Origin of the sequence: Vibrio sp. EA2, from assembly GCF_033042495.1 — a bacterium.
GTDB lineage: Bacteria > Pseudomonadota > Gammaproteobacteria > Enterobacterales > Vibrionaceae > Vibrio.
In genome coordinates, this window is sequence record NZ_JAWLID010000008.1 from 1 (window position 1) to 19,167 (window position 19,167).

The 19,167-nt window shown below is 46.3% G+C and carries 16 protein-coding genes; 7 read left to right on the forward strand and 9 right to left on the reverse strand.

The annotated features are described in order from the left end of the window. Positions 1-1,379 (reverse strand): transketolase (gene tkt / locus RXX31_RS15995; protein ID WP_317590581.1); only part of this gene is annotated, 1,379 nt, incomplete at its 3' end. Positions 1,380-1,461: 82 nt separating this feature from the next. Further along, a complete protein-coding gene (gene tal / locus RXX31_RS16000) occupies positions 1,462-2,412 on the reverse strand; it encodes a transaldolase (protein WP_317590582.1) in 951 nt (316 codons plus the stop codon). 465 nt (positions 2,413-2,877) lie between these two features. On the opposite strand from tal, the gene RXX31_RS16005 reads away from it, so the two are divergent. From RXX31_RS16005 to RXX31_RS16015, 3 genes are all read left to right on the forward strand, one after another. After that, positions 2,878-3,879 (forward strand): sugar-binding transcriptional regulator, encoded by a 1,002-nt coding sequence (locus RXX31_RS16005; protein WP_317590583.1) that lies wholly within the window; start codon positions 2,878-2,880, stop codon positions 3,877-3,879. 670 nt (positions 3,880-4,549) lie between these two features. After that, positions 4,550-5,479, forward strand: a complete 930-nt coding sequence (locus tag RXX31_RS16010; protein WP_317590585.1) for a TAXI family TRAP transporter solute-binding subunit — start codon at positions 4,550-4,552, stop codon at positions 5,477-5,479. Positions 5,480-5,587: 108 nt separating this feature from the next. Continuing rightward, positions 5,588-7,483 carry a TRAP transporter fused permease subunit gene (locus tag RXX31_RS16015; RefSeq protein WP_317590586.1) on the forward strand — a complete coding sequence of 632 codons (1,896 nt, stop codon included), beginning with the start codon at positions 5,588-5,590 and terminating at the stop codon, positions 7,481-7,483. Between the two features lie 262 nt (positions 7,484-7,745). Here RXX31_RS16015 and RXX31_RS16020 read toward each other — a convergent pair whose 3' ends face one another. The 4 genes from RXX31_RS16020 to moeA form a co-directional block, all read right to left on the reverse strand. Further along, positions 7,746-8,576 carry a sulfurtransferase gene (locus RXX31_RS16020; protein WP_317590587.1) on the reverse strand — a complete coding sequence of 277 codons (831 nt, stop codon included), beginning with the start codon at positions 8,574-8,576 and terminating at the stop codon, positions 7,746-7,748. Between the two features lie 42 nt (positions 8,577-8,618). Beyond that, the gene (locus RXX31_RS16025) at positions 8,619-8,915 is read right to left on the reverse strand and encodes a hypothetical protein (RefSeq protein ID WP_317590589.1); all 297 of its coding nucleotides are present in this window, start codon (positions 8,913-8,915) and stop codon (positions 8,619-8,621) included. 150 nt (positions 8,916-9,065) lie between these two features. Continuing rightward, on the reverse strand, positions 9,066-9,815 hold the full coding sequence (moeB, locus tag RXX31_RS16030) for a molybdopterin-synthase adenylyltransferase MoeB (RefSeq protein WP_317590591.1): 750 nt from the start codon (positions 9,813-9,815) through the stop codon (positions 9,066-9,068). A gap of 9 nt (positions 9,816-9,824) precedes the next feature. Beyond that, positions 9,825-11,060: a molybdopterin molybdotransferase MoeA gene (moeA, locus tag RXX31_RS16035; RefSeq protein ID WP_317590592.1), complete on the reverse strand. Its 1,236-nt coding sequence runs from the start codon at positions 11,058-11,060 to the stop codon at positions 9,825-9,827. Positions 11,061-11,409: 349 nt separating this feature from the next. Here moeA and folE point away from each other — a divergent pair, with 349 nt between their 5' ends. Further along, positions 11,410-12,063 carry a GTP cyclohydrolase I FolE gene (gene folE, locus RXX31_RS16040; RefSeq protein ID WP_317590594.1) on the forward strand — a complete coding sequence of 218 codons (654 nt, stop codon included), beginning with the start codon at positions 11,410-11,412 and terminating at the stop codon, positions 12,061-12,063. 41 nt (positions 12,064-12,104) lie between these two features. Here folE and RXX31_RS16045 read toward each other — a convergent pair whose 3' ends face one another. Then, positions 12,105-13,070 (reverse strand): TDT family transporter, encoded by a 966-nt coding sequence (locus tag RXX31_RS16045; protein ID WP_317590595.1) that lies wholly within the window; start codon positions 13,068-13,070, stop codon positions 12,105-12,107. A gap of 377 nt (positions 13,071-13,447) precedes the next feature. Further along, complete coding sequence (gene clcA, locus RXX31_RS16050) at positions 13,448-14,851, reverse strand: H(+)/Cl(-) exchange transporter ClcA (protein WP_317590596.1); 1,404 nt, start codon at positions 14,849-14,851, stop codon at positions 13,448-13,450. A 595-nt stretch (positions 14,852-15,446) separates the two neighbouring features. Between clcA and RXX31_RS16055 the strand changes: the two genes are divergently transcribed. Beyond that, entirely contained in the window at positions 15,447-15,935 is a 489-nt protein-coding gene (locus RXX31_RS16055; RefSeq protein WP_317590597.1) for a hypothetical protein, read from the forward strand. On the opposite strand, the gene RXX31_RS16060 is transcribed toward RXX31_RS16055, so the two are convergent. Next, entirely contained in the window at positions 15,922-16,347 is a 426-nt protein-coding gene (locus RXX31_RS16060; protein WP_317590599.1) for a helix-turn-helix transcriptional regulator, read from the reverse strand. The genes RXX31_RS16055 and RXX31_RS16060 overlap by 14 nt on opposite strands. A gap of 97 nt (positions 16,348-16,444) precedes the next feature. On the opposite strand from RXX31_RS16060, the gene RXX31_RS16065 reads away from it, so the two are divergent. Beyond that, positions 16,445-17,353 (forward strand): aldo/keto reductase family oxidoreductase, encoded by a 909-nt coding sequence (locus RXX31_RS16065; RefSeq protein ID WP_317590600.1) that lies wholly within the window; start codon positions 16,445-16,447, stop codon positions 17,351-17,353. A gap of 93 nt (positions 17,354-17,446) precedes the next feature. Then, positions 17,447-18,973 carry an NAD(P)H-hydrate dehydratase gene (locus RXX31_RS16070; protein WP_317590601.1) on the forward strand — a complete coding sequence of 509 codons (1,527 nt, stop codon included), beginning with the start codon at positions 17,447-17,449 and terminating at the stop codon, positions 18,971-18,973. Positions 18,974-19,167: the final 194 nt, after the last annotated feature.

The window sequence follows — 19,167 nt, forward strand, 5'->3', positions numbered from 1 at the left end:
TGCGTGTAAACCTGGATGTTCTGAACTTTCATCAGAGCAGCCATGCGCATCGCGTTACGAGCGTATTCCATGAACATTAGGAATGTTGCGCCGTAAGGAACGAAACCGCCGTGTAACGCGATACCGTTCATGATCGCTGTCATACCGAACTCGCGAACACCGTAGTGGATGTAGTTACCTGAGAAGTCTTCTGCTTCTAGAGATTTAGAGCCAGACCACATAGTTAGGTTTGAAGGAGCAAGGTCAGCAGAGCCACCCATGAATTCAGGAAGCATTTGACCAAACGCTTCTAACGCATTTTGAGAGGCTTTACGTGACGCAATGTTGGCTGGGTTAGCTTGAAGATCGGCAATGATTTGGTTTGCTTTCTCTTCCCACTGTGCAGGTAGCTCACCGTTTACGCGGCGTTTAAATTCAGCTGCCAGCTCAGGGTACGCTGCTTCATAAGCTGCAAATTTCTCGTTCCACGCTGCTTCCTTAGCTGTGCCTGTCTCGATCGCTGACCATTCTGCGTAGATTTCCTGCGGTATTTCAAAAGGACCGTACTCCCAACCTAGTTCTTTACGTGTTGCTGTGATTTCTTCTGCACCTAGAGGTGCACCGTGACAGTCATGAGAGCCCGACTTGTTTGGAGAACCAAAACCGATGATTGTCTTAGTACAGATTAGCGTAGGGCGAGGGTCTGCTTTTGCCGCTTCAATAGCAGCGTTGATCGCTTCAGGATCGTGACCATCTACCGCTGGGATTACGTGCCAGCCGTACGCTTCAAAACGCTTAGGCGTATCGTCCGAGAACCAACCTTCAAGATGGCCATCGATAGAGATGCCGTTATCATCCCAGAATGCGATCAGTTTACCTAGACCTAGAGTACCCGCAAGAGAACATGCCTCGTGAGAGATACCTTCCATCAGACAGCCATCACCCATGAATGCATAAGTGAAGTGGTCTACGATCTCGTGGCCTTCTTTGTTGAACTGTGCAGCCAGTGCTTTTTCAGCCATTGCCATACCAACAGCGTTAGTAATGCCTTGGCCTAGAGGACCTGTTGTTGTCTCAATGCCCGGCGCGTAACCGTACTCTGGGTGGCCCGGAGTTTTTGAATGAAGCTGACGGAAGTTTTTCAGATCATCGATTGATAGCTCGTAACCCGTTAGGTGTAGTAGCGAGTAAATCAACATTGAACCATGACCATTTGAAAGTACAAAACGGTCGCGATCAGCCCATTCTGGGTTGGCTGGGTTGTGGTTTAGGTGAGAGCGCCAAAGAACTTCAGCGATGTCAGCCATACCCATAGGTGCACCTGGGTGACCAGAGTTAGCTTGTTGAACACCATCCATGCTTAGCGCACGGATTGCATTTGCTAATTGCTTACGATCCATAATAGTTACCGAATAGTTTAAATTCTAAGAAAGGAAAATTAAGAGGGGAACGCAAACGTTCCCCTCTTGTGATTCTGTGCGATTACAGTTTCGCTGCGATCATGTCTTCAAGTTTGCCTTGGTCAATTGCGAAGTTGCGGATGCCTTCCGCCAGCTTCTCTACCGCCATTGGGTCTTGGTTGTGATCCCATAGGAACTCAGAGTGAGTCATAGGCGCAGGACGCTCTTGCGTGCCTTTAGAGTCAACAAGTTTCTCAACCACTTCACCTTCAGCTGCTTCTAGCTCTGCAAGTAGAGCTGGAGCGATAGTCAGACGGTCACAGCCTGCTAGCTCTAGGATCTCACCGATGTTACGGAAGCTTGCGCCCATTACTACTGTTTCGTAGCCGTACGCTTTGTAGTAGTCGTAGATCTTAGTGACAGACAGTACGCCTGGATCTTCTGAAGCTTCGAAGTCACGACCTTCTTTCGCTTTGTACCAGTCCATGATACGACCAACGAATGGAGAGATCAGGAATACGCCAGCTTCAGCACATGCGCGTGCCTGAGCGAATGAGAATAGAAGCGTCAGGTTACAGTTGATGCCTTCTTTTTCTAGGATTTCTGCTGCGCGGATACCTTCCCACGTAGACGCTAGTTTGATAAGGATGCGGTCGTTAGAGATGCCAGCATCGTTATACATTTTAACTAGCTGACGCGCTTTTGCTACGCTGCCTTCCATATCGTAAGAAAGACGTGCGTCAACTTCTGTAGAGATACGGCCAGGGATAGTTTTTAGGATTTCTTTACCGATGCTTACTGCAAGCATGTCACAAGTATCTTGAACTTGTTGAGCTTTGTCGTCGCTCTGTGCTTTAGCGTACTCGATTGAAGCATCGATTAGAGGTGCGTACTCAGCAATTTGAGCGGCTTTCAGAATAAGAGAAGGGTTAGTTGTTGCGTCTTCTGGCTGGTATTTTTTGATTGCTTCGATTTCACCAGTGTCAGCGACTACAGTCGTCAGTTTACGAAGTTGCTCTAATTTGTTGCTCATTCCGATCATCCTATTTCATTGGGCTCATACTTTTCTTTCAGTATGAAAAGTGCAATTGCAAGCGCGTTAGCCAGCGGAAGTAGAAATCTGCTCTGCTCGCTAACTTTTAACTTTTCAGCGTTTGAACATTTGTCGTGAACATTTGCTCTAACGTTGAGTAAATGATGGCTCCATAATTATCTGAACTGTGCGAAAAGTCAATTGTTGATCTGGGGGGAAAGTGACATTCATCAATTATTTTTTCCATCCCTCTCTCAACGTTACATAAATAAACGTTTGCCTATATAGAATATGGCTTATAAGGGGATTAATAAGGTCTGTACTTAAGCTGAGAATTTGTTTTTGTGATGAGCAAATGTTGAAGTGAGGCATGGGTGTGACATATGCTACGCCTGTGAGCGCTTGTAATAGTGTTGAGTATTTGCTCGAGTAAAGAGCACAGATAAAATACAAATCAGGTTGAATATGAGTAAATCTATTAACGATGTATCTGATGAAAGTACCGATCTTCTGACTGAAATCTCGGTGGCCTACTACCAGGATGGAGCGACGCAAGAAGAGATCTCGAAAAAGTTTGCTGTCTCCCGCGCTAAAGTGGGAAGAATGCTAAAGCAGGCCAGAGATGAAGGTATTGTGGAGATCACAGTTAAATATCACCCGGTATTTAGCGCTAAGATTGAGCAAAGACTGATCGAACGTTTTGGCGTAAAGCGCGCCTTGGTCGCGTTAGACCAGCCAAGTGAGGAGCAGCAAAGGTTGCAAGTCGCGGGGTTGGTATCTAAGTACATGGCGAATACGCTACAAAATGGCACGGTGGTAACCGTGGGCCAAGGCCGTAACGTATCAGCAGTCGCGCACCATGTCGGCGTTATTCCACAAAAGGATGTGAAGTTTGTTTGTGGTATTGGCGGTATCCACCCACGTGGCGGCATGTTTAACGCCGACCATATTTGCCGTCAGTTTGCGAAAAGCTATGGCGGAACATCAGAGACCTTATACGCACCGGCTTACGCAGAAAACCGAGAGCAGAAACTCGCTTTTATGCAAAACGCAACCGTAAAGCAGACTTTGGATCTTGCACGTAAAGCTGATGTGGCTTTAGTCGGCATTGGTGACATGAGTGAGAACAGCTACATGGTCGACCTCGGTTGGTTTACCGCTGAAGAGGTAGTGCAGTCACGTATGATGCAAGGTGTGGTAGGTGACTTCGCAGGTTACGATTTTTTCGATATAAATGGCGCATCTGCAAAGACTGTCATGAGTGATCGAATCATTGGTCTTGGCATTGATGAGTTTCGTTCGGTTTCTGAAGTAATCGCTATTGCCGCCGAAAACAGTAAACCACTCGCTTTACTTGGGGCATTAAGAACCGGCGCAATTGATGTCATCGCGACCAGTGTAAGTAACGCGTTAACCGTACTCAACCTCGATGAGCAAATGCATGGTAAAGCAACATCAGAAGTTTAATGTGTAATTGATGCAATGGGGTTGCGGGTGTTGGTCAATCACTCGCAGCCTAGTAGCACGTCAAAACCAAGCAATCTTTAATCAAAACAGTCTGTTGTACTGTTGGTTTGTTATTCTTTTTTGATGATTTTGTATTCATTTGAGCTTTTTTGTTTGCTCCATTTTCAATCACTGTTTTAATGATATTTAAAACAGTAATAAAAGCATAATATATTGATTTTAAATGTAACAATGCTTATTGGTGAAACTTATGCCTTACTCTCTCTGGTGGAATAAAATCGGTTGAGGGCTGCATTTTTTAAGATTGCAAATTGAAGCAAAGTATATAAATATTAGCTCGCACTCGCAGTTCTCCAGGGTAGGGAGGAAGAACAATTCTCATTGTTTTGTTGCGAATTCAGTCAGGTTTTTAGTCGTGTTCTCCCACGGTTTCTGGCTGATATAGATTACAGGGAAAAGTTTCAATCCGTGTCTGAGTAGCACACAAATAGCGCACAAAGCTCTCATTTCATCTCATTCTCGTTTGCTATTTCTCCCTGAGCACACCATAACTTTATGAAGTATATCCAAATGACTTCAAATTACAGAGTTCGGAACACAGTTGCGTCCGTGTCTGAGCATCGAAGGTTATTTGGCTATAACAACCAATCTAAAAGAACAAGGAGCATTTATGTACCAAGCACTAAGGAATGGGTTAGTGGCACTTGCTGTCGTATTTTCGGCTTCAACCATGGCAGAAAATTACACTATTGGTACCGGCAGTCAGAGTGGTACTTATTACCCGCTAGGTGGCATGTTGGCGAAGATCTGGAGTGAGAATCTATCTGATTTCAATATGCGCGCTGAAGTCACAGCGGCCTCCGTTGAAAACACGATTAAAGTGTCTACAAACAAACAGTTGGCAGGCATTGCTCAGGGTAACGTTGTTCTTCAAGCTTATGAAGGTACGAAACCATTCCCTCGTAAAATGGACGTTGCGGTTCTGTTTGCGCTTTATCCAAATGCAGTGCAGTTCATTGTGCCTGCTAACTCTGACATCAAATCTGTTGCTGATCTCAAAGGCAAGCGCGTTTCTCTTGGTGCTCCTGGCTCAGGCACTCGTGTAAGTGCGATCAATATCCTTAACACATTGGGTGTGACAGAAGACGACATCAAAGCTCAGTCTTTGAACTACACTGCAACCACCAGTGCTATCGCGAACAACCAGATTGATGCAGGTGTTATCGTTGGTAGTGTCGGTGTAGGTGCAATCACAGAACTGGCTCTGACTCGTGACATTCGCGTACTAAGTTTCAGCGATGAAGAGCTGAAGAAAATTGCGGCAGATTACCCTTCTTATCTAGAGCTTGATGTACCTGCTGATGCCTACAACAAAGTGCCAGCATTCAAGGTGCCAGCGGTTTGGAACGTTTTGGTTGTGAATAAAAACATGAGCGAAGATATGGCTTATGAGATGACAAAAACGACCTTTGAACATATCGACGAGATTCGTCAGGTACTGGGCGTAACTAAGTTCACGACTATCGAAAACATGACCAAACTGGATGGTGTTCCTCTACACCCAGGTTCTGAGAAATACTTTCAGGAACAAACCAAGTAATTCGTATTAAAGAAGTAAAATCAATCCATGGCGGCACTTGTCAGTTTTCAATTTGATCTGATGAACAATTGCTTAAGTGGATTGAGATAAAGTTACATGGAGTAAGTGATGAGTCAGATTCATCCGAGTAACCAGAAAATTACCGACGTGATACTCTCGATAGCCGCCGTTGCGGCTATCGCTTTATCTGTCTTTCAAGTTTGGCAGGGTATTGTTGCCAGCCTATCGGCGCCAGTATTTCGCCCAGTTCACGTTAGTTGGGTCTTAGCGATTGCTTTCTTGGTTTACCCAACCTTCAAGTCCCGACATTCTGTACCCGTTTACCTGACAGGAAGAGTGATTGATTTTGTTCTCGTTGCGCTAACGTGTTGGGCTTCAACCACCATTGCTCTGTTCGACTACGACGACATTAGCTTTCTGCTTGATGGGCTAGGAACGACTGAACAACTGGCTGGCGTCGTCTTGATTGTCATGTTATTAGAAGCGACAAGGCGTACAGTCGGGCTCGTGATGGTAGCGATCGCTGCGCTATTCTTAGCCTACGCCATGTTTGGTGATGTATTACCGGATAACGTGGCGAGTAAAGGGTTCTCTGTAGAAGAGATTGTTCGCTTCCACATCTATTCGACCAATGGTGTCTATGGTGCGCCACTTGCCATTGCTGCTGGTGTGGTCTTTATGTTCGTTCTGTTTGGCGCTTTTTTGCAGGTCACGGGGGCAGGCCAGTTCTTTATTGATATGGCATTTGCGTTGGCTGGCAAATACCGAGGTGGTCCAGCTAAAGCGAGTGTGGTCGCCTCTGCAGCGCTTGGCTCCATTTCTGGGTCGGCGATTGCAAACACCGTAACGACGGGCGCATTAACCATACCAATGATGAAAAAGCTCGGCTATAAGCCTGAGCAAGCTGCAGGGATCGAGGCGGCAGCATCGACGGGGGGGCAGATCATGCCGCCAGTTATGGGGGCGGGCGCGTTCGTCATGGCGCAGTTTACCGGTATCCCATACAGCGACATTTTATTGGTCTCGATTGCACCGGCGATTTTGTATTTTGCCTGTACCTTGCTTTATGTACACCTGATGGCCTGTAAGCTGGGCCTCCAGGGGATGTCTGTGACCGAGCAGATTTCTAAGGTGTTGAAAGATGGCTGGCACTATTTGCTGCCGCTTATCCTCATCACCGCATTGCTGATGATGAGTTACTCTCCAGTGCTCGTCGGCGTTATCGGGTGTGTGGCAATCCTACTTGCGGCTATGACGCGTAAGCATAGCCGTATTACAGTAAAACTGTTTATCGAAGGCTTGAGAGAAGGTGCGTTTCTCGCCATCCCAATTTCTGTCGCCTGTGCAACTGCCGGTATTGTAGTAGGTGTTGTTGGTCAGACGGGGATTGGTCTTCAGTTTACTCAGTTCCTGATTGCTATGTCGGGAGGCTACTTGTGGTCGGTATTAGCACTTATAGCGGTTGCTGCGGTAGTGTTAGGTATGGGGTTACCTGTAACGGCGGCCTACATTGTTTTATCAATCATGGCTGTGCCAGCACTGATGGACTTTGGGCTCGGCGTTCTGACGGCGCATATGATTGTGTTCTGGCTATCACAGACTTCAAACGTGACGCCACCAATTGCACTAGCTGCATTTGCCGGGGCAGGGATTGCGAATGCGTCACCAATGCGTTCTGCGGTTCAGGCATTTAAGCTCGCTCAGGGTTTCTTCCTCATTCCGGCAATGATGGCCTTTTCTGGTCTAATCTGGATTGATGGTGAACCGATGCACTTCGTTATTGGTGTGATTTCGACAATCAGCCTGTTTGTCGCTTTCGCAGGTGGTATCGAAGGACGCCTGTTCGCGCCATTACAACAGTGGCAACGTGCTGTTTTACTGGTGATGGCGTTAGGTGTGCTGTTTATGTCGGACATCTATCGACTGGTGGCACTGGCCGTGATCGTCATCATTTGTCTGATTAACTATCGTCAGCCGGATGAGCCAGCTTCTCAGGCATCATGATCCGTCAGTGATGATAAACCCACAGGGTAAAACAGACTAAAAACGTCTTTAATTGAGTTATGTCGCTCGCTTAGCAGCGAGCGACAAGTTCAAACCACCCGGTCATTCTGAACGGCGAGGTACGAGCGAGATTCAGAATCTACTCCCCTAGCGCTTTGTTACCAGGGCAATTCATAAAACTTCTCAACACTCTGATGTTAGATTCCTAGTCTCGCTATGGCTCGCTGGAATGACGGCAGTGATTAAAACTTACCTTTTAAACCTAAATTTCAACTGGTAAGTGAAGGCTCGAGCCCCATTCTGTCCAAGAACCGTCATACACAGACACATTGCGTATGCCCAGTTGATGCGCTGCTAATAACAAAATGCAGGCAGTGACGCCTGAACCACAACTGAAAACGAGACGCTTATCGTCTTGTAGGGCCAGTTCACTGAACACTTGCTCCAACTCAGAAACGGGCTTGATGCGACCATCGGTCATCAGCTCCTGAAATGGCAAGCAGATCGAGGCTGGAATGCGTCCGCTGCGAAGGCCTGCGCGTGGTTCTGGCACTTCACCCAAAAAGCGGGCTCGTGAACGAGCATCAATGATATTGGCGCTTTGGTTGTTTGAGTGTTCAAGTACGGTTTGCGCGTCTAAAAATGCGTCTTCTAATAAAGCCCCGACAAATGTACCTTGTTCAGTCGGTGCAGAGAGTGAATCTGCGACGGGTAAGCCTGACGCGATCCACGCAGGTAACCCACCATTGAGCACTTTTACGTTATCGTGTCCCATCGCTTTGAACATCCACCATGCTCGGGGTGAAGCGAGCGTACCAGAGTTGTCGTAGACGACAATAAGGTCGTCTTTGTGCAGACCAAGTTGTTGTGCACTGGCATTAAAACCCTCTTCAGTTGGCATCATATGTGGCAACGTGGAGCCTGGCAGACAAAAGTCATTGTCATAGTCGAATCTCAGTGACCCAGGAATCCACTTATCGGTGATTTTCTTTCCTTCTGAAGGGATTTGGAAACTAATACTCGCATCCAAAACTTTCACATTGGGTTGACCTAATAGGGCACTGAGTTCTGTTGTGTCAATCAATGTCTGCATGGTTAAATCCTTATTATAAATACCAAATGGCTTTGAGATACTCTATTCGCAGCTTACAAAAGAGAATGACTGCTCGATGGTTGTTTCTGTGGCTCGGCTTAATGTCACGGTTGAACCAACTGGGCAGGAGGCCGAAGCTGGAACCGAAACGCGTTGCTGGCCAGTCTCTGGTGAATTGATGGTCAGATAACGACGCTGACCGTCTAACGACTTTGTTAACGTGTTACTGATTACTTTTGCAGTTACGGTTTTCTCTGTCTTTGAGGCGTTTAACCATAGGACAAGCAGCAGCGCGACTAAGCTGACTAAAACCAGGATGTAGTGCTTTGGATTGTCCAAGGTTGGTTCCGCGCATTAAACGTGAATCGTATGACTGTTTTACAATAAAAGAATTGTCTGTTCAAAGCGGGATGTCGCTTTTGCGCTAAAATGGATTCCACCACAAAGTAAAAAGCTCAACGGAGTGTTGAGCTTTTACGTGTCGTTAGGTTAATTGCATACCGGGCAAGATGGCATTTTCATTAAATTCATCTCTCGCCAGGACATGCTTAGGGCGTCAAGTATGAGTATCTTGCCTTTTATTGGCCGACCATAATTCGCGATCACTTTGATTGCTTCCATCGCTTGCACTGCGCCGACAATACCAACCACTGGTGCCATAACACCTGCCTCTACACAGCTCAACGCATCACTGCCAAACAGAGCACTTAAGCACTGGTAACACGGTTGGGCTGGGTCGTCGTAGGTGAATACACTTACCTGACCTTCCATACGTATTGCTGCGCCGGAGACTAAAGGCGTTTTGGTCGCGAAGCAAAGGCGGTTGAGCTGATTACGTGTATCGACGTTATCTGATGCATCCACTACAAGGGTGTGCTGCTCAATCAACGCTAGCATTTCAGCGTCATCAAGACGTTTATCAATGGTCCCAAGTTCTATGTGAGGATTAAGCTCTCGTAATGCGTCGCAGGCAGAATCTACTTTCTTACGGCCGATATCCGCATCATGATGCAGCACCTGACGCTGCAGGTTAGAAAGCTCAACAATGTCATCATCAACTAACGTCAGCTTGCCCACACCAGCAGTAGCAAGGTACTGGCTCGACGCACAACCCAGCCCGCCAGCACCAAGAATCAGCACTGAGCTCTGCTTAAGCGCTTCCTGTCCGTCAAAATCAAACTGGCGCAGGATGATCTGACGGTTGTAGCGCAGCATCTCTTGATCCGAAAGAATATCCACAATGCAATCCTAGTAAAGTGTTGAGTTGAACAGTTGGATGTTCACGGTCTCACCAATCTCAACCCGGCCACGTTCGCGCTCCAGCACAACAAAGCAATTGGCTAAACTCATTGAGCGGAATGCTCCGGAGCTTTGGTTTCCTGTTGTTTCTACGACGAACTTGCCGTTTTCTAGCGAATAGATTCCGCGTTGGTAGTCCGCTCGTCCCGGTACTTTCTTAAAAGCAGTCTTAGTGACAGCAGGGATGGATAACGGTTCTTGCCATTCGGTGTGGCCAGCTAATTTTGCCAGCATCGGTTGCACTAATACGTACATCGTCATCATTGACGAAACCGGATTGCCAGGAAGCCCACAAAACCATGCCGTGGAAAGTTTACCAAAAGCAAAGGGTTTACCCGGTTTGATCGCCAGCTTCCAGAAGCCAATTTCCCCAAGCTCTTCGAGAATATCTTTGGTGTAGTCGGCTTCGCCCACACTCACACCGCCAGAGGTAACAACCACATCAGCCAGTGTTTGTGCTTGCTCAAATGTCGCTTTAAGGGTTTCTGGACAATCTGGAACGATACCTAGGTCTACTGGCTCACAACCAAAGTTCTCAATCAGCGGTTTTATACCGTAACGGTTGCTGTCGTAGATTTGACCTGCTTCAAGTGGCTCACCCAATGGTTTGAGCTCGTCACCGGTAGAGAAAAAGGCAACTTTCGGCTTTCGTACCACTGTCACATGACTGACACCTAAAGAGGCAATCATCGGAATATCACGAGGTGTCAGACGCGCGCCTTTGGCAAGTACGATGTCACCCTGTTTGATGTCATCACCTGTAGGGCGAATATTGTTTTGCGGCTCAACATCGGTTTGATTGAACTGGATACCAGAATCCGTGACTTCGGTGTTTTCTTGCATGATGACGGCATCACAGCCTTGCGGGATCTGTGCGCCGGTCATGATACGAACACAGGTACCGTGCGGCCACTCACCTTCAAAAGGCTGGCCTGCAAATGACTTTCCAGCTAAAGGCAACACTGTTGACGTCTCCAGATCCTGGATACGAATTGCGTATCCATCCATCGCTGAGTTGTCGAATGGCGGCACATGAATTGGAGATAAAATGTCTTCGGCAAGTACAAAACCCAAAGCTTCGGCGAGTGGAAGAGACAGCGTTGTTTGGATTGGTTTGATTTGCGATAGCATTTTCTCCATCGCTTCTTCAATTGGCATCAAGCCAGGTGCGTCGCAGCAGCCCATTGAGAGTATCCTATGTTCTTATGTTTTGAGGCAACTTTATCATAAAAGAGTCGTTGATAGTGTGGTACACCCAAATAACTTGGGACGCTCTGAATCAAACATCTCATAGTCATTCGGTTTACAAATGTCCACCGATAAAATATGGGTGTAATTATTCAAAAATCCGAGTATCCTTGTCGACCATCCAAAAGAGGTAAAACGCCTCGTGGAGTGAGAGAAACCGCTCAGTCTATTCTTTTTAAGTGTTTTGGTTATCAATCACTAAACTGAGCGACCGAAGCGCAAACGGAATGAATCAAAGAGAAATGTGTTTCAATCTGAGAGCGGCAGTTATGAAAGAGGAAGTGTAATGTCAGGTCTTAGCGAGTCAGCGAAGTTAGTAAAAGAAGCGCTAGAGCAACGTGGATTAGAAACGCCAATGCGTCCTAATAACGTAAGCCGTGAAGAGAAAAAGGAAAAGATCGAGTACCACATGCGTGAGATCTTAGGCCTCCTTCAGCTTGACCTTACGGATGACAGTTTAGAAGAAACACCACACCGCATTGCAAAAATGTATGTGGACGAAATTTTCTCTGGTCTGGATTATTCTAACTTTCCTAAAATCACCGTTATCGAAAACAAGATGAACGTCAGTGAAATGGTTCGTGTTAAAGATATCACTGTGACCAGCACTTGTGAGCACCATCTTGTCACGATCGATGGCAAAGCTGCCGTTGCTTATATCCCTCGCGGTAAAATCATTGGTCTGTCGAAGATAAACCGAATTGTTCGCTTCTTTGCGCAGCGTCCACAGGTGCAGGAGCGCATGACACAGCAGATCTTAATTGCATTACAAACGCTGTTGGAATCTGACGATGTGGCTGTGACTCTTGATGCGACACATTACTGCGTTAAATCACGTGGTGTGATGGATGCGACCAGTGAAACGACAACAACAGCGCTGGGGGGGATCTTCAAGAGCAACCCTGCAACCCGTGCTGAATTTCTGCACGGGTTACGATAAACCGAATCAAAGGAAAAAGGATGGCCGACGCCATCCTTTTTTTATGCTTGTTTAGAACGAGAGCTGATAATTTCTGGCCAGTACATCCTCACGTATCCTGCAGACACCCAAACCACGAGTACGGTCGCGATGCTCAGCTCGAAAAAGCCAAAGTCATGCAGCCAATGCCATTGTGGGTGTGATTGTGCGAAAAAGGTGGTTAATCGATGCATGGCAATTGCACTGATGACGGAAGGAAACGTCACCGCTGCGATGGACGGTTGGAACTTTAATCTCATGAGGCGGAAGTAGCACAGGTAAATCAGTAACGTCATCGTAATGGCGATGCCGGCTAATGCACCAGTAAGGATAGGGTCTGGTGTTGGGAAGTTTACCAAATAGGCCGCGAGAGATAAGTTAACGGGTGCTGCCATAATCGCGAGTGTTGGCCTGGCTTGTCGTGGCAGAGATCCAAAAAAGACTAAACGGTATAAAACCAGCGGCAACATAAAGAAATAAATGCCGATGCACATCAGGGCGACAGTTTCTGAGAACACATTATGTCCAAATTGAGAGCCGGCCAGCGAGCTACTGATGATCCCTACAGGGTATAAGAACCAGCTGGGAACAATATTCGACATTTTAAAGTTGGTCAGTTGAAAACCGAAAAAAAGCACCATCATTGAAAAGTGGAGCAAAAGCGCCATAAACCAGAGTGGATAAGCAATAATTGTTGAAACTGATGCCAGGTAATCGGTCAGGATAAGCAGTGCCATACTCATCGGTGCCATTAAACTCCCGCTTAATGGATGGCGAATATCTTTTATGAACAGGCGAGGATTGGTCGCATACTTGATCAGAACCGGAGCAAGTAATAACGCCCCAAGTGTCGAGAGAAATGGTCGAATTGGTTCACCGATATCTGGAACGTAAAGCGCCCAGGCTTGCCCTAAACCAATAATACCGAGTGCCAACGCTGCCTGAGAGGGCGGGACACTATAAAACTGTACAAGTCTTCTCCAGTTCAAATCTACTCCGAAACGATGCTGTTCTAATCAAACGATAATCCCTACTAGGTTTGATGAAAACGTTTTGTCTGACAACTCTCTTTAATGCCTATTTATCAGGATAGGTAAAATACCAATTCCAGCATTTATCTAAGCATTGAGTTACTGGTAGGGATATCAAGTAAGCGAAAAGTCATGGAATAATGACTCTATCAGGCGCGAATACTAGCAAGTTTTATTCGCCGTTACTCATAAAGCTAGCAAGTAACAGCTAGAGAATAGCAACTTTGTGAGTTTGGTATCGAATATTTGGGAAAAGATGTAAAAGGAGAAGATTAACCGCTCCAAATAATGCTTTTGATTATAAGATTATTTGGAGCGTGGAGATAAGTGAACGTTTAGGAAGCCTGATTTTCAGGGAGATCTTGCTGGCGCAGCTTGTCATTTTTAAGCGTACGACGAAGTAATTGGCTGTATATTGGTTGTCCGCCAAGTAACTGCGCGATAATCACCGCACCAAGACAGGTAATGATAAGCGGTAAAATAAGGTAGTAGTTATTGGTCATCTCGATAACCAGCAGAATACCTGTGATTGGAGCGCGTACGGTTGCTGCGAATAAAGCGCCCATGCCTGCGATAGCAAACATCCCTGGCTCAATAGTGAGGGTAGGCAGTAACACTTCGGCACTCGCACCAAATGCATAACCAAATAAGGTGCCAAGAGCAAGCATCGGGGCGAAGATGCCTCCCGGAGCACCAGAGCCGAAACAGAGTAATGTCGTAACCACACGGCCAACGAATAACAACACCAACAGCGTGATTGAGTAGTTTCCATTGGTTATATCGGGGATGATCGCGATGCCGCCACCAGTCAACTGCGGGACGTATAAGAGCAACAAGCCGAAAACGCCACCCAAAATAGAACCTGTAATAAGATAACGCTTACGGTCGTTTTTATGAATGGCGACAAAACTATCCTGAGCAATGGTGATCAGTTTATTGAAGATAACCCCGAATACGCCAAATAGAGCACCAAGAAGCAGAAACAACCACAGTGATTGTAGCGCTGGTGGCTGGTACTGAGGCATTGTGATCACAGCGTCCTGGCCATTAATTGCTCGAAACACAATATTGGCCATAATGGCTGAGATGATCACTGCGCGAATGGAAATTAACGAATAGCGAAATTGAGGTCGCATCTCCTCAACGACAAACATGATACCGGCTAACGGTGCATTAAACGCTGCTGCTAACCCGCCAGCTGCGCCAGAAGCTAGCAGAGAGTGGCGAGTATCATCATCCTTTACTCGGAATATGTCGGTGACCATACGGCCAACTGCACCACCCATTTGCACCGTAGGGCCTTCACGACCTAACACCATACCTGAGCCTAGCGCACCCATACCGCCAAAAAACTTAACGGGTAAAACACGCCACCAACGGACCGGGCGGATGTTATCCATAGCGCCTTCAATTTCAGGAATGCCTGAACCAGCGGCTTCGGGAGCAAAACGGTGAACAAGAAAGTAGCCGACAAAAGCAAGAAAAGCACTGATCAATACCGCGGCTAGCCATAGTGGAAGTATGTTACCTATCTCACTCTTTAACCATTCAGTACGAGTTTCTGAAACAAGGTGAACGGCATGTTCAAAGTAAGTTCCTACAAGGCCTGCAAGGATGCCTACGATCGCGGCCATTAACAAAACCGATACTGGCGTTGACCCTCGAGAGATAAACTGGTTAATCGCATCTTTCGGTACGTGCGCTAACACAGACTTCACAATTCTCTCTCTCTTGGTCATTAACGGTTTCTCCTGTTTCTGATTGAAGGACGGAGGAAATTATACGCCTGGAAGAGTCTAGACCTAATCGGCAAAGTTGCAATTTAGCTTTTCACTATTGGTGCGTTAAAGATGTTGCTTCTCTGGTATTCACCTATTTTGTGCTATTGAGCACATATCGAGTGTTGTTTTTTTACGTGGAAACCTTGTTTTCTGAGAAAAATGAACCATGCTTTAAGTGTAAAGCAACATGACTGCTGAGAAGGAGGGATGTGACGTTTTACTCACAATTTGGATGGATTCAAACCCTACGGTAATTCCTCGTTTTTAGTTTGGGATGCATCTATAGACTTCCCAATTCGCAAACTCACGATTGAGTAACGAGGTAGAGGCGCACTTGAAACGTGCGCCTTCTTAATGTCTGTTATTTCAGAATAATTTGAGTGCAGTCCATACTCTCCACTTGATCATTTTCCATTCCACGCTATTGTTTTGCCATTTGTGACTACCTTGAATTAACCAGATGCGTCTCTTATCCCTTGTCTTACTTTCTGCTTGTAGTGTCCTGTTTTCAAGTTCCTCATTAGCGCTCGATGATAATTGGTGGCAAAGCGTTTTGTCCGAGATACCTCTAAATCAGTTAAAACGTACAATACAAAATGACGGGCTTTGGTATCGATGCGATACTGAATGGAGCGATTCAGTCCCGCCCGTCGATACGTTTTGCTTAGACGAGTTTAACTACTACCATCAATCTCTTTATGGTGAAGTTATTTTACGTCAAGAAAACGCTGATTTTTCTTTTTTGGCTGAATTCCAATGGCAGCGCTGGAATAACCTGATCCTGAACTTAAGAAAAGATGGCCTTGTGATGAGAAGTGTCCATTTTGAGAGCGAACACTATGATGTGCTTCGGTCACTCGAGCACAAGTCAGCGCAAGAGGTCGATAAAGACGTCATCTTAATGATGAATCGTTACCCACCAGAGGCCAGTCGGACAATACAGTGGGTAAGAGCCAGTGAGTTTCAAGCGACCTCTCCGAGTTTAGAAGTGTCGCTGATAAGTGATGGTGAAATGATGACGCTACAGGTTACGCGCTTTTAGATTCGTGTTGCTCTTTCGTTTCATGATGCAATGAAAGAAACGTTGCCATTGCCGATTCATCTAAAAAGCCATCTGCTTTTTTGTGCGAGCGCAGATACTGATAACCCGCGACGAGTTTGCGATGCAGTTCTTGCTGATCTTCTGGCAAGGTTTCATTCATCACGTATTGGAAAGCGAGCTTATACGCCTCCAAATCCACAACTTCCGCGCGACGATAAAGATAGCCGCAACCCGTTGCCAACCATTCAAGCGAGCAGTTCGCTCGCATCGCGATTTGATTCGCTTTTTGTAAACTAGGTTCACTACCTTTTAAATACTTTCGAATCAATGCTTCTGAAACATCAACACGGCGCGCAAAACCACTGATGCTTTCTTCGCCAATTAAAGTCGATAATCGTTGGGCAAAAGACATATTTTTCGTACTCCAGTTCGAATTGCGAAAGTTTACCCGTTGAGACCGTGCGAAAACAAGACTAGGATGAAAACAGATTAAATAAAGGAGAGAACCAATGGTTGCAAAAGTTGTGACTGCACCAAGTGGCCCAGAATTTTCTGAATTGGTACAAGGCTACTGGCGTACTGTGGATTGGGGAATGACGGCGAAAGAGCGCTTAACCTTCCTTAAGCAACATATTGAGTTAGGTATTACGACGGTTGACCACGCTGACATTTATGGAAACTACGAGTGTGAATCACTGTTTGGCGAGGCGTTAACGCTGGATAAAAGCGTTCGTGAGCAAATTCAGATCGTCACCAAATGTGATATCAACTTATGCGGTGATAAAACGCCAGAGCGTAAAATCAACCATTATGACACGAGTTCAGCTCACATTTACCAATCGGTGAATAACTCGCTTGAGCGTTTAAATGTAGATGAAATCGACGTTCTGCTTATCCATCGCCCTGATGTTTTGATGGACGCCGATGAAGTGGCAGAAGCGTTTTCGGAACTGCATAAAGTGGGTAAAGTGAAGCATTTTGGTGTTTCAAACTTTACGCCGCGTCAGTTTGAACTGCTGCAATCCCGTCTGAGCAAACCACTTGTGACAAACCAAGTGGAAATCAACCCACTTAACTTTGACGTAGCGCACGATGGCACACTGGATCAGATGCAAATGCTACGTACGCGTCCAATGGCGTGGTCATGTTTAGGTGGCGGCTCTATCTTTATCGGTGATAGTGAGCAGGCGGTTCGTGTACGTAACGAGTTAGAAGCAATTCGTGAAGAAGTTGGTGCAGCCAGTATTGATCAGGTGATTTACGCTTGGGTACGTCGCCTACCATCGAATCCAGTTCCAATCATTGGTTCTGGTAAGATTGAGCGCGTTCAAACTGCCGTTGATGCACTGAATATCGAATTAACCCGTGAACAGTGGTACCGCGTTTGGGTGGCATCCAAAGGGCATGGTGTGCCATAGAGCACCCTCATTACATCAATCATTGTATTAAGCACCCACATCGGGTGCTTTTTTGTATACTTATTTTGTGTGTTTGTTACGAAGAATATAGTTATGGACTTTAATCTCGCTTTAAAACTTTACACAGCAGAACAAGTCAAAAATGGTGAAGTGATGGCTGCTCAGATGGCGGGCGTATCAATGTATAGTTTGATGCAACGTGCTGGAATGGCCGTTTATGAACGCTTTCTTCACCTTTACCCCAGAGCAAAGAATGTCTTGGTCGTTTGTGGAAAAGGCAATAATGGCGGAGATGGCTATATCTTTGCTTCTCTTGCTAAGCAGGCCCAGCTCAATGTGAGTGTATTTCAGCTTGGTGATACGGCCTCACTCACTGGCGATGCCCGTTGTGCTTATGAAGATTGGCAAACTGTCGATGGCCAAAATAGCAGTTGGGATGACTGGAATACGGCGTTACTTGAAGCAGACGTCATTATCGACGCTATTCTGGGGACAGGTTTAAGTGGTGAAGTGAGAAAAGAATACCGACGGTATATAGAACAAATTAACCAGATTCGTTGCCCGGTCATCGCGGTCGACATTCCCTCTGGTTTATGTGCTAACACTGGCTCTGTGTTGGGGGATGCGATCTATGCCAACCACACCATTACTTTTATTGGTGTCAAACAAGGTTTAGTCACTGCACAGGCGAGAAGTCATGTGGGAGAATTGCACTTTTGTGGCTTGGGCGTCAATGTGGAATTTGAGTCAATAGAACAAGAGAGTGCGTTAGGAATCGATCACAACGTGATTCCACGACTTTTACCGCCATTAAAAGCAACGGCTCACAAAGGCGACAATGGGAAACTGCTTTGCGTCGGTGGCAACCTGGGGATGTCGGGTGCCATTCGTTTCTGCGCATCGGCAGCAATACGCAGTGGCGCTGGCTTAACAGCAGCAATAACACACCCTGATAGCCGGATATCACTGCAAATAGCCTGTCCTGAAGTGATGAGCCAAAGCATCACAGCTGATGAATTGCGGAATACCGAAAATGAACTGACTAAGCGCATTCGCTGGGCAGATGCATTAGTGTTTGGCCCTGGGTTTGGCGATGATGAATGGGCTTATCAAGCGTATCAATATTTGTCACAGCCACATAAGCCGAAAGTCGTTGATGCCGACGGACTAAATATACTGGCGATGCTTAGTCAGCGTTATGACGGGACATTAGTGTGTGACAATCAACGTGTCATGACACCACATCCGGGCGAAGCCGCGCGTTTGTTAAATGTTACCACACAAGACGTTGAGCGTGATCGCTATTCAGCCGCTCGGCAATTGCAGGAACGATTTGGTGGCGTTGTGGTGCTGAAGGGAGCCGGTACGCTAATTTATGATGGCATTCGGATGTATGTCTGTCTCGCGGGTAACCCAGGCATGGCTAGCGGCGGGATGGGAGATGTCCTCTCTGGCGTGATTGGTGCGTTGTTGGCTAAAAATATACCAATCTCTATTGCTGCCAGATTAGGCGTGATGATTCATAGTCACGCAGCGGATATCAATGCGAAACAATATGGAGAGCGCGGGTTATTGGCCAGTAATGTCGTAGAGACGCTCAGATCTGCCATGAATCCATGAAAATTTGCTCTCATTTAGCAAAATTTCTTCTATTTAGACGGTAAGATCAAGGCATTACTTGAGAGGTGTTTAGCGTATTTGAGATATGAAACGATTGAATCTGAATATCGCGACGCAACGGTTTGCGTAATCGTTTAAGCTGGGTGCAAACTTAACTTGTTGAATTTGTTAGGTAATACGAACGCGTGAAGAAA

What these genes read in the sequence shown, in the direction of transcription:
- tal (WP_317590582.1), bottom strand. Translation starts at nt 2,412, where the DNA reads ATGAGCAACAAATTAGAGCAACTTCGTAAACTGACGACTGTAGTCGCT.
- RXX31_RS16005 (WP_317590583.1), top strand. Translation starts at nt 2,878, where the DNA reads ATGAGTAAATCTATTAACGATGTATCTGATGAAAGTACCGATCTTCTG.
- RXX31_RS16010 (WP_317590585.1), top strand. Translation starts at nt 4,550, where the DNA reads ATGTACCAAGCACTAAGGAATGGGTTAGTGGCACTTGCTGTCGTATTT.
- RXX31_RS16015 (WP_317590586.1), top strand. Translation starts at nt 5,588, where the DNA reads ATGAGTCAGATTCATCCGAGTAACCAGAAAATTACCGACGTGATACTC.
- RXX31_RS16020 (WP_317590587.1), bottom strand. Translation starts at nt 8,576, where the DNA reads ATGCAGACATTGATTGACACAACAGAACTCAGTGCCCTATTAGGTCAA.
- moeA (WP_317590592.1), bottom strand. Translation starts at nt 11,060, where the DNA reads ATGGGCTGCTGCGACGCACCTGGCTTGATGCCAATTGAAGAAGCGATG.
- folE (WP_317590594.1), top strand. Translation starts at nt 11,410, where the DNA reads ATGTCAGGTCTTAGCGAGTCAGCGAAGTTAGTAAAAGAAGCGCTAGAG.
- clcA (WP_317590596.1), bottom strand. Translation starts at nt 14,851, where the DNA reads ATGACCAAGAGAGAGAGAATTGTGAAGTCTGTGTTAGCGCACGTACCG.
- RXX31_RS16060 (WP_317590599.1), bottom strand. Translation starts at nt 16,347, where the DNA reads ATGTCTTTTGCCCAACGATTATCGACTTTAATTGGCGAAGAAAGCATC.
- RXX31_RS16065 (WP_317590600.1), top strand. Translation starts at nt 16,445, where the DNA reads ATGGTTGCAAAAGTTGTGACTGCACCAAGTGGCCCAGAATTTTCTGAA.
- RXX31_RS16070 (WP_317590601.1), top strand. Translation starts at nt 17,447, where the DNA reads ATGGACTTTAATCTCGCTTTAAAACTTTACACAGCAGAACAAGTCAAA.